Origin of the sequence: Alicyclobacillus sendaiensis NBRC 100866 (genome assembly GCF_001552675.1) — a bacterium.
Lineage (GTDB): Bacteria > Bacillota > Bacilli > Alicyclobacillales > Alicyclobacillaceae > Alicyclobacillus > Alicyclobacillus sendaiensis.
This window is the reverse complement of the sequence record NZ_BCRQ01000062.1, coordinates 1-15,589: the sequence shown is the minus strand read 5'-3', so window position 1 is coordinate 15,589 and position 15,589 is coordinate 1. Positions and strand designations below refer to the sequence as shown.

Genomic DNA, 15,589 nt, shown 5'->3' with positions numbered 1-15,589 from the left:
CCGCGCAAGATGGTGGGCTGGTAGTGAAAATCGTGAATCCAGGCGTTACCCCATAATTTCCATGATAAGTAGAATAATCTCGTCCTCCCGTCCGCATATTTCTGGGACGGCGTGCCTTGTACCATCAAAAAGTCGGGCAACGTGAGCTGCCGCGTATACTGATTGACAAGTGGCATCTCAACGTACAACTCGGACGTGTAGAGCACCTTGTCAAGTGTAGAGGCGGACGAATGCTGTTCTTGCCACCACTGTTGGACCACGTTCCCCGAAGATGGCACGGGGAAGGGCTTTGGTTTGGAGTAGACGCGAGGCACTCCCCACACCGCGAGGAAGGTGCCTCCCAGAAGCACAGTTGCACCTGTCGCGAGCGCCACCCAACGAGACGCCTTCACGAAATCACCCCTTATAGAGGAAAAAGAGATAAAATATGAGAAGATTATAGCCAGGTGTAATTCGTCTGTCAATCCCAAAAAATCAAAATTGAGTTGATATCAGAGGTCCGAGAGGTTCGAGAGGGCGTCACACAAGGAAAACCGTCGACCGCGGCTCGTTCTCGCGGAAGCTCATCTGAAGTGAATCGGTGCAGGGGAATTTCAAGAACCCAATGCGCGCGCAGTCCCCGTGGACACCACCCTGATTTGAGGACTGCGCGCGCATGGGTGACAAGTTGATCATAGCATGGAAAACGAAATTGTGGGAAGGTAATTGTTGATTTCCAATCCGATGCGCTGGGCTCACTAGTTCAGAGTTCCTACTGGTGGCGCGTCTCCAAATGGAGGGCGGCGTTGCGCCGCCTGAAGACGAACATGCGCATGAACACGTACGACACGGACGACGAAACGAACATCGCGCCGCCCTTGGCGACGTTGCTCCCCAGCATATAGGGGAGCCCGCGATGCGAGACCAGGTAGTCGTTCGCGCCCACCAGAATCGCGTCGTTCAACACCAGGTTGATAAGCGACTGCAGCGCAAATTTCATTTTCTCTCGGCGCGATCCCGTCGCGATATCGCCGAACGTCCAGAACCGATTCCACAAGTAGCTGTTGCAGATGGCCGCCAGCACGCCAATGGTGTTGTACGCCATTAGCACGACAGGGGATCTCGTCGGAAAGGCCAGCAAGAGCGCGTTCAACGCGCCGAGATCGACGGCCGCGTTCATCACGCCGACGAGCAGAAACTTGAAGTAGCGCCGCACATAGCGGTAGACGATGCGCACCGCGTGCACCATTTGACCCCTCTTTTGTCGTCCTTCTCTGTCATCCCCAGACTTCGTGCGCAATCTCGACGACGTGCCGCAGCTTCGCCCATTGCTCGTCTTCCGTCAGCAGGTTGCCCTCTTCCGTCGACGCGAAGCCGCACTGCGGGCTCAGGCACAGCTGCTCGAGCGGGACGTAGCGCGTGGCCTCCTCAATCCGCCGCTTGACTTCGTCCTTGTCCTCGAGCGCCCCGTGCTTGCTCGTGATAAGGCCGAGCACGATGGAGAGCGACTTGCGGTTGACGAACCGGAGCGGCTCGAATCCGCCCGCTCGTTCCGTATCGTATTCGAGGAAGAAACCGTCGATGTTAAGCTTCTGAAAGAGTGTTTCCGCGACGGGCTCGTATCCTCCCGACGAAATCCAGGTGGAGCGGAAGTTTCCGCGGCAGATGTGCATGGTGATGGTCATATCTTCGGGCTTCGCTTCGAGCGCCTGGTTGATGGTCTCCGCGTACTTTTGCTCGAGCCGCTTCGGATCGCGCCCCTTGACCATCATCTGCTGCTTCTGCTCGTCTGAGCAGAGATACGCCCATGCGGTGTCGTCGAGCTGCAGATAGCGGCAGCCCGCCTCGTAGAACGCGCGGATGGCGGCCTGGTAGGTGAGGGCGAGATCGTGAAACAGTTCGTCCTCATCCGGATACGCTCCATCCGCCACCTCGCCGCGGAAGTGCAGCATGCTTGGGCTCGGGATGGTCATCTTCGGCACGTGTTCTCCGGCAATCTCGCGCAGGAAGCGGAAATGCGCGAGCATCGGGTGATCCTTCGAGAAACCGAGCTTGCCCACCACGCGGATGGCGCGGGGGCGAGTGGTCACGTTGTGGAACTGAATGCCACCCTGCTCCGGCTCGTAACCCTCGACGCCGTCCAGGTGCTCGAGAAAGTCGAAGTGCCACCACGAGCGGCGCAGCTCGCCATCGGTGACGGCCGCGAGGCCAATCTCCTTCTGCTTTGCGACAATGCGGCGGATCGCTTCGTTTTCCACGGCGGTCAGTTCGTCGCGGTCGATCTCGCCCGCAAAAAAGCGCCGGCGCGCCTCCTTCACAGGTTCGGGGCGAAGCAGGCTCCCGACCTGATCTGCGCGGAATGGCGGCTTCGGACCGAGATTTGCGTGAGACATGGCCATCATCCTCGTCGTTCAAGATTTGGTGTGTCGGACGAGGTCATCGTACCACAAACGTGCACTGCCAGCACTGTGAGCACGGCTACGACTACAACCACATCGTGCGCGAGCACAAGGAAATTGACGTCGACGACTGAGGCGATGCGGTTGTCGAGGAAGAGGCCAATCGAGAGCGTTCGGCCGCCGGGGTTTGGCAGCCTTTTTCACGCGCCTTCCGGCGGTTCCACCGCGAGGCGGTAGCCCACGCCCGGCTCCGTGACGATGCGCCAGGGGCGGGAAGGATCGTCCTCCAGTTTCTTGCGCAGGTGGCCGATGTAGACGCGCAGGTAGTGCGCGGCGTTGTCGGGATCGACGTCGCCCCAGACCTCGCGCAGGAGCTGGCGCTGCGTCACCACCTTGCCCGCGTGCTGGGCGAGCGCCTTCAACAGGTCGTATTCAATCGGCGTGAGCTTCACCGTCTCGCCGTTCAGCTCGACGCGCCGCTCCGCCAGGTGAATGGCGAGGCCCGCCGCTTCGATGACGGGTTCGTCCGGAACGCGCGCGGCGTGGCGCAGGGCCACGCGGATCCGGGCGAGCAGCTCGCCCATGCCGAACGGCTTCACCACGTAATCATCCGCGCCGGCGTCGAGCGCGGCAATCTTGTCGGCCTCGGCATCGCGCACCGTCAGCATGATGACGGGCATGTGCGACCACTCACGCAATCGGCGCAACACGTCGATGCCCTCCATATCCGGAAGACCCCAGTCGATCACGGCGAGATCGGTGGGCCGTTTGTTGAGGACGAGCATGCCGCCCTCGATGCGCGCCATGCCGATGAGGTTCGCGACGAGCCGGTTCATGCGCAGGGCGCTGTTGCGAAGCGTCCGCACGAGTTCGCGCCGATCCGCCGGATCGAGCGTTGCGCCGGGATCGAGCAGGGCCTCGGCCGCCCCGAGCATAGTGATGTGGTGATGGGCGTGCGCAGTTCGTGCGAGATGGAGTTCAAAATCGCCGTTCGGATGCGCTCCGATTCCGCCGCGATGTCGGCGATCCGAGCCCGCTCCTCGGACGCGATGCGGCTCAGCGCGATGGCCACGAGGTTTGCCATGGCGCGCAGGATGTCGACGATCTCGCCGCGGGTGGCGAGCCGAAATTGCCCAGGCTCCCCGACGATGAACGCGCCGTAGACCTCGTCCTGCGCGCGGATAGGGACGTAGAGGAACGCGGCCTGACCGTGGGACTTCGAGCCGAAGCTGGCGAGATCGCCGTGGCGAAGCACCCACTCGAGGACCAGCTTATCGATCACCGGGTCCGCCTCGTCTCCTGGGAGCGCCCGCAGATCATAGCCCGTGGGGCGCTTGAGGGCGATGTACGCGTGCGTGTGCAACAGCTCGCGGATCTGCTCCAGTGCGGTTTCCACCACCCGAGCTTCGTCTCGCGCGGCCGTGAGGGCTCGGCTCATGCGAAACAGCGTCTGCGCGATGCGCGCCCGCTGATTCGGAGTGAATCGCACACGCATCCTCTCCGCGCGGCGCGCATGCCGCAAGCTGTCTCTCCTGAGCGGTACCAGGATATCCTGTATCTCCTGGAACACGGCATTGACGTGGTGTCCGCGGTGAACGTGCAGCACCTCGAGAGCTTGAAGGATCGCGTCGAGCACATCACCGGGGCCACCATCCGGGAGCGCGTGCCGGACTGGTTCATCAAGCTCGCGAGCGAGGTGAAGCTCATCGACGTGAGCCCGGAAATGCTGGTGGAGCGGCTCGTAGAAGGCAAGATCTATCCTCCGGAAAAGGTGGAGCAGGCGCTCAGCCACTTCTTTCAGCCCGCGCATCTGGCCGCGCTGCGCGAGATTGCGCTCCGCGAGGTGGGACGTCGTGGACGGCCGGTTGGCGCCGCCTCCTCCTGCGGATCCGGAGCGGATCTTGGTGTGTGTGAACTATCGCCCGCACTCCGAAGCGCTCATTCGCCGCGGATGGCGCATCGCGGACCGCCTGCAGGCGAAGCTGTACGTGCTCGTCGTGCAGACCGAGTTTCCGTTGTCGAACCAGAGTGCGCGCGATTTTGCGGCCGTGCGCGATCTCGCCGAGCAGTTCGGGGCGGAGTTTTTGCTCCGCCCGGCCCTGCACAAGTCGGTCGGCCAGGTCATCGTTGAAACGGCGGAGAGCGAATCGGTGTCCCAGATTGTCATGGGCCAGCCCTTGAACCGGGGACTCGGCGCGCGTTTCGCCCACCGGCCCATCGCCTACGTGCTCAACCGCGCGGAATTTGCGGATCTCCACATCGTCGCGTACGCCGGCCGGTGGTCGCAGCCCTCCGCGTGAAACCATGACGCCATCTCGAGCACCGGTATCGGGTCATCGGCGGTCGGGGTGAAACCCCTGGGCCTCGCGTGGCACTCGAGGTGCGGGGCATCACTTGTGCTCAAGTCGGGCGAGCGGCACGAAGTCGTAGCCCATCGCCACGGCCACCTCGAGCACGTAGGGCAGCGCCTCGGGCGTTCCTTTCGCAAAGGGGCCGGCATGCATCAGGAGGATGGCCCCCGGCTTCAGCTTGGGCAGCACGTTGGCCGCGACCGCCGGCCCCGGAATCCCCGACCAATCGAGCGAGTCCACATCCCAGAGAACCACCTTCTCGCCAAGCGAGGCCGCGATGCGCCGGACGCGATCGTCGATGTCGCCGTATGGCGGGCGAAAGTAGCGGATGGGCACCTGCACCACCTTCTCGATGGCGGCCTGGCATTCGCGCAATTCCCGCTCGATCTCGGCGTCTGTGAGCTTCGTGAGGTGGGGATGGGTCATGGTGTGGTTGCCGATCTCGTGGCCGGCGCCATGGATGGCTCGGAGGACCTCGGGAAACCGCTCAACCTGCTCGCCGATGCAGAAAAAGGTCGCGGGGACCCCGTAATCGCGAAGCGTGGACAGGATCTTGGGCGTCATCTCTCCGTCAGGTCCGTCGTCGAAGGTAATGGCGAGGTGACGCGGGGGCGATGCCGGTTCGGGTGCTTGACGCAGCACGGCGGGGGCCTCCTTCACGTGGCGTTTTTCGAACTTTCCTGAAAGGATTATACTAGCTCCGCAGGCGCCGGTGGATGGCGAACCGCGCAATCTGAAAGGTGGAATGGAACGTGCAGACGAGATCGCTGGGAGCGCAGGGGCTCAGGGTGTCCGCGCTGGGCCTCGGTTGCATGGGGATGTCGGACTTCTACAGCGGGCGCGATGAGGCGGAGGCCATTCGGACCCTGGAGCGCGCGCTCGAACTCGGCATCACCTTTTTCGACACGGCCGACATGTACGGCGTCGGCGAGAACGAGAAGCTCGTCGGGCGCGTGCTCAAGCCGCACCGAGATGCCGTCGTGATCGCCACGAAGTTCGGCAACGTCCGCGCGCCGAACGGGACCTTCCTCGGGGTGAACGGCAGGCCCGAATACGTGAAACAGGCCTGCGACGCGAGCCTCAAGCGGCTGGGCGTCGATTCCATCGATTTGTACTACCAACACCGGGTCGATCCCGACGTGCCCATCGAAGAGACGGTGGGGGCGATGGCGGAGCTCGTGCAGGCGGGGAAGGTGCGGTATCTGGGCCTGTCCGAGGCGGGGGCGCAGACCATCCGCCGCGCGCACAAGGTGCACCCCATCACCGCGCTCCAGACGGAGTACTCGCTGTGGAGCCGGGATGTGGAGGACGAGATCCTGCCGACCGTGCGGGAGCTCGGCATCGGCTTTGTGGCGTACAGTCCGCTCGGCCGCGGCTTCCTGACCGGCGCCATTCGCCGGTTTGAGGATCTGCCGGAGGACGACTACCGCCGCCATTCACCGCGCTTTCAGGGCGAAAACTTCAAGCGGAATCTCGATCTCGTCGAGAAGATCGAGCGGCTCGCGCGCGAAAAGGGCTGCACGCCCGCGCAGCTCGCGCTCGCGTGGGTGATGGCGCAGGGGGAGGACATCGTGCCCATTCCGGGGACGAAGCGCGTGAAGTACCTCGAGGAGAACCTCGGCGCGCTCGACGTGCGGCTCACCGCGGAGGAACTGCGCGAGATCGACGTCATCGCCCCGAAGGGCGTCGCAGCAGGGGAACGGTACCCAGAGGCCAGCATGAGATCCATCGGGCTTTGAGGGCGAGATCGCCAAAGCGACGTGGGCCGAGCGGATGCGATCCGCTCGGTCACGTGCGCCAGCCCCGCAGCCGGGATGGCGCCACCAGGGCGACGCCGAAGATGCCGATGGCGAGGAGGACGCAGGCTGCGACGCAGACGCCCCCAAAATGAAATCGATCCCACGCACTCGCCCCCACGAACGACCCCAGCGCGCCGCCGAGGAAATAGGTCACCATGTAGACGGAGTTCACGCGGCTTCGTGCCTCATCCGAGAGACTGTAGATGCGGGCCTGGTTCGACACCTGGGTCGCCTGAACGCCCAGGTCCATGAGGACGACGCCGACCGCGAGGCCTGCGAGGCTGTGTCGAAAAAGCCAAAACAACCCAAAGGACGCGAGGGTCAGGCACGAGGCGAGGCGCGCCGTCCAGATGGCGGGGAGCCGCGAAGCGAGATGCCCCGCGTACGGCGCCGCCAGCGCTCCCGCCACCCCCGCGAGGCCAAACAGTCCCGTGACGCCAGGGCCAAGATGAAACGGCGGGCCGGCGAGATACAGCGAGAGCACGGTCCAAAACGCGCTGAACGCCCCAAACGACATGGCGCCGAGCAGCGAGGCATCGCGCAGATCTGGATAGGCGCGCACGAGGTGGAGGAGCGACAGAAGCAGTTTCCCGTACGATGTGCGCGACTCGGGCGGTGACGTCGGCAGACTCGCGCGCAGCACCGCCGCGAGGCCGATCATCCCGGCTGCCGCCAGGACGTACACGGTCCGCCATCCGAGCACCTGGCCGACCAGACCCGCGAGCGTCCGCGCTAGCAGGACGCCGATGAGCAGGCCGCTCATCACCGTTCCCACGGTGCGCCCGCGTGCCTCCGGCGGCGCGAGGTGAGCCGCAAAGGGGACCACGAGCTGGGGAACGATAGTCGCCGCGCCCACCAGCAGACAGGCGCCCATCAGCCACCAGACGTCGGGCGACCCCGCCAAGACGAGGAGCGATCCCGCGGTCGCCAGGCACATCCGCACCATCAGACTTCGCCGTTCCAGGCTGTCCCCGAGTGGCACGAAGAGGAAGAGCCCCAGCGCATAGCCGATTTGCGTGAGGGTGGCCGCGAGGCCCACCTGCCAGGCCGCCGCGCGAAAGTCCACCTGGATGTCGTGCAGAAGGGGCTGAAGATAGTACAGGTTCGCCACGCCGACGCCGGCTGCGACGGCCATCATGAGAACGAGCCGCCGAGACAGCGGCTGCGCAGGAGAAGGACGGTTTTCTTGAACCGTTGCCATGCGCCACACCTCCCTGTTCGTTGCCGACTTCCATCATAGACGGAGCGCCTTGTGTCTCCAAATGCCCGGCGGATGGGCGCGGGCCCAGCCCACGCGCCGGCACTGGGCATAGGCTGATGTCGAGATCGCCACCTTGGGGAGTGAACGCAGATGCTCATTCACGTCGTCGAGCCCGGAGACACGCTGTGGGAACTGGGCAAGATGTACCACGTCTCGGCCGCCGATCTCGCGGCCGCAAACGGCATTCGAAATCCGGAGCAACTGGTGGTCGGGCAGGCGCTCGTCATTCCTACGCGCGAGGGTGTCGTGACGGGGGCGGATCGCCGTACCATCGAGGTCAACGCCTACTTCGTCCAGTTCACAGATCCAGCGCTGCATCAGCTGGACGTGCTTGCCCCTGTGTTGACGTATGTATCGCCGGTTTCTTACCAGGCGGAAACCGACGGATCCATCCGGGCGCGAGGGGACGACACCGCTTTGGTGGATGCGGCGCTGAACCAGAATGTGATGCCCATGCTCGTGTTGACCAATTGGCACGGGGACATGTTCAACTCGGACGTGGCCCATGCGATTTTCGAGTCTCCCTCCGTGCAAGAGAAAATCCTATCCCATGTGCTTCGCGTCATGCACGACCGGGGCTATCGGGCGCTGAATCTCGACTTTGAATACGTCTACGCGCAGGATCGCGACCTGTACAATGCGTTCGTCGAACGCTGCGCGGAGCAGATTCACAAGGAGGGGTTCCTCCTGTCCAGCGCGCTCGCGCCGAAGCTCTACGCGGACCAGCCCGGGCTCTTGTACGAGGCGCACGACTATCGCTGGCACGGAGAGATGTGCGACTTCGTCGTCCTCATGACCTACGAGTGGGGCTGGATAGGCGGCCCGCCGATGCCGGTGTCGCCCGTCGATCAGATTCGAAAGGTGCTCAACTACGCGGTCACGGCCATCCCGCGCGAGAAAATCCTGATGGGCGTCTCCGTGTACGGACACGACTGGACACTGCCGTATCGCCCGGGCACGCGCGCTACCACGCTGACGCCCGTTCAGGCGGTGAACCTCGCGTATCAGGAGCACGTGCCGATTCAATACGACCTTCGCGCGGAAGCGCCGTACTTCACGTATTCCGACGCGCAAGGCCGGCACCACATCGTGTGGTTCGAGGACCCGCGCAGCTTTCAGGCGAAGCAGGACTTAGTTGTGGAGTACAACTTGCGCGGCATGAGCTTCTGGTCCTATCCTACGAATTTCCCGCAAGTCCCCATCCTTGTGCACAACCAGTTCAACACGAAGAAGTGGACACGGGACCACGCGCCCGCGCTGTGAGAGATGGCGCGCCCTGCCGAGTTTGGCGGGGCGCGATGGGTGACATGAGGCCCGCGCCGGACGCGATCGCTCGGCAGCTCGGCGGGGCGCCCTTGGTCGGGACGAGGGCGAGTAACGGCGAGTTCGGCTCACTTAGGTCTACTTAGTTGTTCGTCTTGACAAACTAGGTTTCGGTCTGGTATGCATAAATCAGGTTGTGGCGAGAGCGTCTGCGGGAGGCAGAGGTCAGCGTTCGCGATGACGCTTTCACTACGACATGCGTAAGCGTTTGCAGAGTGAAGCGCGCCGGTTGCCATTCAACTTCAACAAGGGGGTATTCAGGAATGGACGAGAAGACATGGAAGAAAGGCGCAACGTGGATGGCGGCTGCGGCGGTGACGACGGGCATCCTCGCCGGGTGCGGCACCTCGTCGGCCAATGGGCAGGGTTCGGCCTCGACGGGCACGGCGTCCGCGGTCAATCCGCACCCAGCCGTCAAAATCGCGTTTCTGATGCCGGAGACGAACACGTCGCCGCGCTGGGAGTACGATGATCGGCCCGACTTCATCGCGGCGATGAAGAAGCTGGATCCGAACGTCCAGGTCCTCTATGCCAACGCGCAGGGATCTGAGAGCACGCAGCTTCAGCAGGTGGAAAGCGCCATCACGCAGGGCGCGAAGCTCCTCGTCGTGGCACCGGTGAACGGCTTTGCGGCCACCACCATTGCGGAAGAAGCTGCAAAGAATCACATTCCGCTCATTTCTTATGATCGCCTGATTCAAAACGCGAAGGTGGACTACTACGTCTCGTTTAACAACGTCGAGGTTGGACGACTGCAGGGCGAGTACATCGCTCAGCACACCAAAAAGGGCGGCACCGTGGTGATGTTGGACGGCGCTGCGACGGATCCCAACGCCAAACAATTCGCTCAGGGCGCTCACGAAGTGCTGGATCCCCTCTTCAAGTCCGGCAAGTTGAAGCTCGGATACGAGCAGTACACGCCGAACTGGGATTCGCAGCAGGCGCTGACCGAGATGCAGCAGGCGCTTACGACGTTGCATAACCACGTGAACGCCGTGTTGGCTGCGAACGACAACTTGGCTGGAGCCGCCATCCAGGCGCTCGAGCAGCAGCACATCAAGGGCATTCCGGTGACCGGGCAGGACGCGACGGACGCGGGCTTGCACCGCATTTACTACGATGGCACACAGTCGATGACCGTGTATAAGCCCATCTACGAAGAGGCGGATGCGGCCGCTCAGCTGGCATACGACCTGATCGTCGGGAAGAAGCCGCCTGCATCGCTCGTCAACGGCAAGGTCAATAACGGCGTGGGAAATGTGCCTTCCGTGCTTCTGAAGCCCATTGTGGTGACGAAGGCGAACATCGCGAGCACGGTGATCAAGGACGGCTTCACGACCTGGGCTCGCATCAAGAACCCGGCAGAGCAGCAGTGACAGTGTGAGGACCGGCGCCGGAGTGCACGCGACGTGTTCTCCGGCGCTTCTGATACGACGAGAGGAGGCGCGGATTGTGACAACGGATGTGAAGAGCCAGCCGGTCCTCGAGGTGCGCAACCTTCGCAAGCGATTCGGCGCCGTGCAGGCGATCGATGGCGTTTCGTTCTCGGTCCACGCGGGCGAGATTGTGGCGCTCGTCGGAGACAACGGCGCCGGAAAGTCGACCACCATCAAGATGATTGCAGGCGTCGAGCAGCCGGATGAAGGGGAAATTTTGTTCGAAGGCGAGCCGGTCCGCCTCACGAGCCCAGCTGTCGCGGAGAAGTACGGCATTCAGACGGTTTATCAGGATCTCGCCCTCTGTGACAACCTCGACATCGTCTCGAACCTGTTTCTCGGGCGGGAACTGCGGCGCAACGTGATCCCAGGGCTCGTGCGCGTGATTGACCGCAACGAAATGGAACGCCGTGCGATTCCCGTGCTCAACGAGCTCGGCATTCGCCTGCCCCCATTGAATACCCAGGTCGCATCCCTCTCGGGCGGTCAACGCCAGACGGTCGCCGTTGCGCGGTCCGTGTTGTGGGGTTCGAAGCTTGTGATGCTCGACGAGCCCACCGCCGCGCTTGGCGTCGTGCAGCAGCGGGCCGTGCTCGATCTCATCCAGAGGCTTGCGGCGAGCGGCCGCGCGGTGCTTGTCATCTCGCACAACATGAGTGACGTGTTCAAGATCGCCCATCGCATCGTCGTGCTTCGTTTGGGGCGCACCGTGGCGACGTTCGAGCGCGATCGCGTCACACCGGAGCAGGTCGTCGCAGCCATCACGGGCGCGTCGGCGCAAGAGGAGGTCACGTCCTAACATGACGGTCAACATCGGTCAGGCGAAGCAGACGCAGACGCCCGCGGCGCGGAGCGCGTCGGTGTTCGATCGGATCATCGGCGGAGAGTTTCAGCAGCTTCCGGTCTTTTTGTCCCTGATTCTGATTTGGATTGTGTTCGAGGTCCTGAACAACAGTTTTCTCACGAGCCGCAACCTCTCGAACCTCGTCCTTCAAATGGCACAATACGGCCTGCTGGGCGTCGGTGAGACGCTCATCCTCCTGCTCGGCGAGATCGACTTGTCCATTGCGGCCGTGAGCGCCATTGGTGGAGCGGTCCTTGCCGTTTTGGCAGGCAACCATGTGAACCCGTACCTTGCGATCCTCGCCGGCGCCTTGAGCGGAACGGTGCTCGGCCTGTTCCAGGGATTTTGGGTGACCGTGCTCCGCGTGCCTTCGTTCATCGTGACGCTTGCGGGATCGCTCGGGTTTCTCGGGCTGCTGTTTGTCCTCATCGGGCAAGAGGGCACGGTGCCCATCATGAGCAACACCATCAACGCCATCGCGGGGAATTACCTGCCTGACTGGCTGAGCTGGGTGTTGGTGGCGATCTCGGTGGCTGTCATGGTGTGGGTGACCTTGCGCGATCGCGCCAAGCGACAGAAACTCGGCCTTCCGCCGAAGCCTGCGGCGTCGACCTGGACGAAGCTTGTGCTGAGTGCCGCCGTGATGGTTGGCGCAACGGTGCTGCTGAACGCCTACCAGGGCGTGCCCATCGCGGGCCTTGTGTTGATTGTGTTTGTGGTGCTGCTTGCGTGGGTTTGTCAGAGCACAGCGTTTGGGCGTCATATCTACGCCGTCGGCGGCAATGCGGAAGCGGCACGGCGAGCCGGCATCAACGTGAAGGGCGTGCGCATCATGGTGTTCACGCTCGCCGGGACGATGGCGGCCATCGGCGGTATTGTCGGCGCATCCCGATTGGGCGCGGCTTCCACTGCGTCTGGCGGTAGCGATCTGCTCATGGACTCGATTGCGGCGGCCGTCATTGGCGGCACGAGCTTGTTTGGCGGATATGGGAGTGTGTGGAACGCGCTGCTCGGGGCGCTCGTCATTGGGAGCATCGAGAATGGGATGGCGCTGCTGGACGCGCCGACGAGCACGAAGTACCTGGTGGAAGGCGCCATTCTGTTGCTCGCCGTAACGTTCGACACGTTTACCCGCATGCGGCGGAAGCAGTTAGGGAGATGAAGTAGGTCGGCGAGGTCAAGGAACGCTTATACCGAAACGAATGGCAGCCCTTTGCACGGGATCTGTGTGAAGGGCTGCCATGCTTGTGTTGATTTCACCTGCAGGGAGTCGGCGACTGAGGTGCGCACGGTACCGTTCGGCAAGCACACGTGTGCGCAGCTGAAGGAAGTGTCGCTGACGTTTTAGACCGGGCGCTAGGGAGCTTTCAGGCTCTTTTTCGACATCTACGATCGTGGCGATGGCGGGTGTAGTCATCGGCGTTCGAATGGGCATAAAGAGCAGTTTCGGTGTTGAGGACCAGTATATAGTCGCTATTATAGGAATAAATCATCTGCATGAACCCAACTGAGGAATGAGAGGCGATGAAGTCGACGGCGATAGCAGGACGTACTTGCCATCTGGATGTTCCTCTTCATTCCTCCTTTTCTCTTTTAGGGATGATTGTAAGCCTTCCGGGGATTTTGAGCATGTTCTTCGGGGTCCTCGCTGATCGAGTGGGTGGCAAATGGCTAATTGTGAGCGCCGTTTGGGCGCAGGCGCTCATTTGCGTGGGCGTCGCGTTCGTTGTTGCTGACCGCACCAGTGTAGGGCTGTGCATTTCTCTGGTGCTCATCGGAGGACTGGAAGTTCTGGATGTCATTCGCGCCAATTCGGTTAACGTTTTGACGAGCAGATATCTCTCAGTGGAAGCACGGGCTCAGTTCATCGGTTCGTTACATAGCGTACAGTCGGGCATCCGGTTGGCGGCGCGCTTCTTTGCCGCGAGTTCGTTGATCTGGTTCAGCATTCGAGAGATTGCGCTCATCGATGGCTTGTCATTTGTCATCGCCGGCATTTTATATCTCTTTCTTCCCATTCCTTTCAGAAAACCTTCCATGGTGAATGAACAACATGCAAAAAGCTCTTACATCTCAGATCTGGTGGAAGGGTGGAAACTGATCAGGGCGGATGGATTGTCGGTACGTTTTCTCTGCGTCCTTTTGCTCTCAGGACCTTCGATGGCAGCCATCAGCGGATACCTGGCCTGGAGGATAGAACGCAGTCTCCACGCGTCAAGCTGGTGGTATAGCCTTTCGATTTCCATCGAGATGATCGGTTCGATGGGGGCCGCTATGATGGGAGCGAAGGCAATTCGAAATGTAGCTCGGCGGTTCGGTGCGACGTGGATATTTATCATGGACTTTTTTCTGCTAGGAATTGCATCGCTTGCGATAGGGCTTTTTCATAGCGTGTGGGTCATTGCCGCTTGTATGTTAGCAGTTGGCGTGCTGCAAGCTGGGCAAAACATCGTGGCTCCGTCCTATGTATTGGCCTCGTTCCCTATGGAGATCATCGGAAGAGTCGGTGCTGTATTTTCTACCGTGGAGGTTGGCACGCAGGCCGTTGGAAGTGCGTGCCTAGCAATTTGTGCAAAGCTCGTCTCGGTGCCATGGCTCTTCGTAGGGTCAGGGCTTTTGCTCGTGGTGAGTACCCTCTTGCTATTCACCAAGCTCAAGGTTCAACTCGTGACAAGTCCCACGTATAAAAACGTTTAGCCCTGTCGCATGTGAAGGGGAACCCATGGGAAAGCTTCGCGTGGTGTCATCCTCGAAGGACGTGCATCCTAGCGTGTGAACCGCATGAACTTACGTGGCGAAATAAGGGCTGCCCGCACGCGAAACGCGGAGCAGCCCTGTACCCATGTTTTCTGGACACCGGATATCCACGACGTGCTCGTCTTGCTCTATGCGGTCCCCCGACGTCAATCAGTGAGCTGCCGCGCGTGGGGCGGATCGCCACAGCCGCGTCCACGGGGACGATCCGTCGCGCGGCAGGCGGTTGTGCACCAGTGTGAACAAGAAGAGCGGCAGCGCCGTGTTGGGATCTGTTCCTGCCCCGCCCACGACGCCGAAGTCTTGGCCAAGCCACCATACGAGGAGTAACACAGCACCGGTGGCCACCTGGACGGCGCGAGACTCGGGGGCTGCGAACCAGGCGACGGCGAGCGCGAACGGAACGGCCACAGAGAGCGCGTTCCACCACATCGGCCCGTGCGACAGCGCGTGGGCCAAGGCGTAGAGCGGGGCCGCCAGGAAGTGGGGCTGAGGCATCTGAGCCATATCCATCTCCATGTCGGCGAGCCCATTTCCTGACCAGTAGTCTGCACTCGGGAGCGCCTGCAGGACGGCACTCACGAGGAACCAAACCGTCAAGAACCACTGCATGCCGTGCTTCACCCGTCCGGACTCCCACGCGTCTGGCTTTGAGAGCAGCACGACCGCAAGTGCCGCGTAGACGAGTACGGATCCGGGGCTTCCCATGAGCCATGAACCGCCGCTGAAGATTTGGCCAAAACCCTCGCCGAACGCCCACACCACGAGCGACCACGCGATGGAGACTCGAAGCGCCAACCGCCCGATGAACCGATTCGGGCCCGCCAGGATGCCGACGCCAAGAAGGATTTGAATCCACACCGTTAGCGAGTCGAACCAAAGCGGACGCGAGGTAAAAAGGAGCTGTGTTACGGACAGAAAGATGTCGTTGACCCACCGGGGCTGTCCGGACATCACGGGCTGAATGACTGCGTCGAAGAAATGCGTGCCGAGTTCCGGCTGCGCCTGCAGGAGACCGTCGAGGATCCAGAGCAATCCCAGCGACCAGACGGCCAACCTTTGCGCCCTCGACAGCGGTTGCGTGACATGGTACGGCGATGCGGTGTTCCGCTTGCCTGGAGGCTCGATGCCAAATTCGCGCAGAAACCCTTCGCCTTCAGCCTTCCAGAATCGTGCGATGAGATAGATGATGGCCGCTACACCGATCAATACGGCTCCTTCGATCGCAAGCAATTTATAGAAGGCATTGACCGTATGCACGGGCGGTGCGCTCGACATGTCCATATCTCCCATGAAATTCACCCCCCTCGTTGTTCACGCAGTTGCCGTGCTCAACGCCATCGTAAAGCGTACTTGTCTTGGGAGCCAGGGGATTCGAGGCCATGCGCATGAACGATTTCTAACTCATCTTTTCCCGCGACATATGAGGATAGACACCTGTGG

At 61.9% G+C, this 15,589-nt stretch carries 15 protein-coding genes and 1 pseudogene; 8 read left to right on the top strand and 8 right to left on the bottom strand.

The genetic code is table 11. The annotated features are described in order from the left end of the window. The 5 genes from AS26_RS11430 to AS26_RS11410 form a co-directional block, all read right to left on the bottom strand. A partial coding sequence (locus AS26_RS11430) for a hypothetical protein (protein WP_157068492.1) occupies nt 1–392 on the bottom strand: 392 nt, incomplete at its 3' end. 359 nt (nt 393–751) lie between these two features. After that, nucleotides 752–1,228 (bottom strand): GtrA family protein, encoded by a 477-nt coding sequence (locus AS26_RS11425; RefSeq protein ID WP_062309629.1) that lies wholly within the window; start codon nt 1,226–1,228, stop codon nt 752–754. A 28-nt stretch (nt 1,229–1,256) separates the two neighbouring features. Continuing rightward, nucleotides 1,257–2,372, bottom strand: coding sequence for a 5-methyltetrahydropteroyltriglutamate--homocysteine S-methyltransferase (locus tag AS26_RS11420; protein WP_062309628.1), 1,116 nt, complete (start codon nt 2,370–2,372; stop codon nt 1,257–1,259). Between the two features lie 206 nt (nt 2,373–2,578). Then, nucleotides 2,579–3,244, bottom strand: a complete 666-nt coding sequence (locus tag AS26_RS14475) for a winged helix-turn-helix domain-containing protein (protein ID WP_373278193.1) — start codon at nt 3,242–3,244, stop codon at nt 2,579–2,581. After that, nucleotides 3,211–3,867, bottom strand: coding sequence for a GAF domain-containing protein (locus AS26_RS11410; protein ID WP_169793495.1), 657 nt, complete (start codon nt 3,865–3,867; stop codon nt 3,211–3,213). Before AS26_RS11410 ends, AS26_RS14475 begins: the two co-directional genes overlap by 34 nt. Before the next feature lie 24 nt (nt 3,868–3,891). Between AS26_RS11410 and AS26_RS14735 the strand changes: the two are divergent. Both AS26_RS14735 and AS26_RS14730 read left to right on the top strand, forming a co-directional pair. Next, nucleotides 3,892–4,170 (top strand): annotated as a pseudogene (locus tag AS26_RS14735) (universal stress protein); the annotation flags it as partial. Nucleotides 4,171–4,231: 61 nt separating this feature from the next. Beyond that, complete coding sequence (locus AS26_RS14730; protein ID WP_245629742.1) at nt 4,232–4,678, top strand: universal stress protein; 447 nt, start codon at nt 4,232–4,234, stop codon at nt 4,676–4,678. Between the two features lie 90 nt (nt 4,679–4,768). Here AS26_RS14730 and AS26_RS11400 read toward each other — a convergent pair whose 3' ends face one another. Further along, nucleotides 4,769–5,371 (bottom strand): polysaccharide deacetylase family protein, encoded by a 603-nt coding sequence (locus AS26_RS11400; RefSeq protein ID WP_083516079.1) that lies wholly within the window; start codon nt 5,369–5,371, stop codon nt 4,769–4,771. A 110-nt stretch (nt 5,372–5,481) separates the two neighbouring features. Here AS26_RS11400 and AS26_RS11395 point away from each other — a divergent pair, with 110 nt between their 5' ends. Next, nucleotides 5,482–6,468 carry an aldo/keto reductase gene (locus AS26_RS11395; RefSeq protein ID WP_062309619.1) on the top strand — a complete coding sequence of 329 codons (987 nt, stop codon included), beginning with the start codon at nt 5,482–5,484 and terminating at the stop codon, nt 6,466–6,468. A 49-nt stretch (nt 6,469–6,517) separates the two neighbouring features. On the opposite strand, the gene AS26_RS11390 is transcribed toward AS26_RS11395, so the two are convergent. Continuing rightward, complete coding sequence (locus AS26_RS11390) at nt 6,518–7,729, bottom strand: MFS transporter (protein WP_062309617.1); 1,212 nt, start codon at nt 7,727–7,729, stop codon at nt 6,518–6,520. A gap of 150 nt (nt 7,730–7,879) precedes the next feature. On the opposite strand from AS26_RS11390, the gene AS26_RS11385 reads away from it, so the two are divergent. From AS26_RS11385 to AS26_RS11365, 5 genes are all read left to right on the top strand, one after another. Then, nucleotides 7,880–9,052, top strand: a complete 1,173-nt coding sequence (locus AS26_RS11385; RefSeq protein WP_062309615.1) for a glycoside hydrolase family 18 protein — start codon at nt 7,880–7,882, stop codon at nt 9,050–9,052. A gap of 323 nt (nt 9,053–9,375) precedes the next feature. Then, entirely contained in the window at nt 9,376–10,488 is a 1,113-nt protein-coding gene (locus AS26_RS11380; RefSeq protein ID WP_062309612.1) for a sugar ABC transporter substrate-binding protein, read from the top strand. Nucleotides 10,489–10,564: 76 nt separating this feature from the next. Further along, nucleotides 10,565–11,347 (top strand): ATP-binding cassette domain-containing protein, encoded by a 783-nt coding sequence (locus AS26_RS11375; protein ID WP_062309610.1) that lies wholly within the window; start codon nt 10,565–10,567, stop codon nt 11,345–11,347. 1 nt (nt 11,348) lies between these two features. After that, the gene (locus tag AS26_RS11370) at nt 11,349–12,554 is read left to right on the top strand and encodes a sugar ABC transporter permease (RefSeq protein WP_062309608.1); all 1,206 of its coding nucleotides are present in this window, start codon (nt 11,349–11,351) and stop codon (nt 12,552–12,554) included. A gap of 362 nt (nt 12,555–12,916) precedes the next feature. Next, entirely contained in the window at nt 12,917–14,089 is a 1,173-nt protein-coding gene (locus AS26_RS11365; protein WP_062309606.1) for an MFS transporter, read from the top strand. A gap of 210 nt (nt 14,090–14,299) precedes the next feature. On the opposite strand, the gene AS26_RS11360 is transcribed toward AS26_RS11365, so the two are convergent. After that, a complete protein-coding gene (locus AS26_RS11360) occupies nt 14,300–15,439 on the bottom strand; it encodes a hypothetical protein (protein WP_245629741.1) in 1,140 nt (379 codons plus the stop codon). Nucleotides 15,440–15,589: the final 150 nt, after the last annotated feature.